Below are 1,252 nucleotides of genomic sequence, written 5' to 3' on the forward strand. Positions count from 1 at the left end.
GGGACTGCCCCGAGTTCAGTTGACTCTGGGGGTTAGTGGTTTCAGGTGGCCTTGAGGGCCATGTTTATTGTCTCAAACTCGATCGGGGTGAGTTTTCCGAGGCGGCGTTGCCGACGCTTTCGGTGGTAGGTCCGCTCGATCCACACGACCATCGCCAGGCGGAGTTCGTCCCGGGTAGCCCAGCGCTGCCGGTCGAGGACGTTCTTCTGCAGCAACGCGAAGAACGATTCCATCGCGGCGTTGTCGCCACATGCGCCGACCCGGCCCATCGATCCAGTGATGCCGTTGTTCTTTAGCACCCGGACGAAGGCGTTAGACCGGAATTGCGATCCGCGGTCGGAGTGCAGGATCGTCCCCTCGATGGTCCGCTGCCCGATCGCGTTGCGGGCGGCGGCGACGGCCAGCGACGCTGTCATTCGGGAGTCGATGGAGTAGCCGACGATCTTGTTCGAGTAGACGTCCTTGATGGCGCAGAGGTAGATCTTGCCCTCGTCGGTGCGGTGCTCGGTGATGTCGGTCAGCCAGAGCTCGTTCGGGCGCGTCGCGGTGAACTTCCGTTCGACGAGGTCATCGTGGACCGGCGGCCCAGCCTTCCGCGTCAGGCCGCGTTTCTTCGCGAACACACTCCAGAGCCGCTGCTGGGAACACAGCCGCCAAACCCGGTTCTCGCCCACCGTCATGCCGGCCAGGTTGAGTTCGTCGGAGATGAACCGGTAACCGAACGCGGGGTCGTTCTGGTGGGCGTCCCAGGCTGCGTTGGTGAGGTGGGCGTCATCCCAGTCACGCTGGGAGACGGGGTTGCGTTTCCATTGGTAAAACGCTTGTTTGGAGAAGCGCAACACCCGGCAGGTCACCGTGACGGGAACACCGTCGACGGCCAGTTCACGGACCAGCGGGTACATCATTTTGGGTTGACGTCCCGGGAAAGATAGGCGACGGCACGGCGCATGACCTCGGCTTCTTGCTCAAGCAGCCGAATACGTTTCTTCGCATCCCGCAGTTCTGCGGACTCCTTCTCGGTCACACCGGGCTTGACGCCGTCCTCGACGTCGGCTTTTTTCAGCCAGTTCATCAGGCAGGACTCCGAAATTCCGAAGTCTTTCGCGATCTGGTTCAGCGGGGCTTCGTGCTTCCGGGCGACCGCGACAACATCACGGCGAAACTCGGGTGGGTAGGGCTTGGGCATGATGACATCTTTCCAGTGAAGACGAAGCTCCACAGGTCAGGAGTCAACCAAACCGAGGGCAGTCCC

General features: G+C 61.9%; 1 protein-coding gene. It reads right to left on the reverse strand.

Going from position 1 to position 1,252, the window contains the following annotated elements; translation table 11 throughout:
• Nucleotides 1-41: 41 nt before the first annotated feature.
• Nucleotides 42-1,186 (reverse strand): IS3 family transposase gene (locus CXY78_RS00025; RefSeq protein ID WP_104087424.1). Its coding sequence is split into 2 segments (ribosomal slippage): nt 42-907 and nt 907-1,186, totalling 1,146 coding nucleotides; the frame shifts between segments, so codons are not numbered across the junction.
• Nucleotides 1,187-1,252 lie beyond the last annotated feature (66 nt).

Origin of the sequence: Cryobacterium sp. N19, assembly GCF_002929595.1 — a bacterium.
Classification (GTDB): Bacteria; Actinomycetota; Actinomycetes; order Actinomycetales; family Microbacteriaceae; genus Cryobacterium; species Cryobacterium flavum.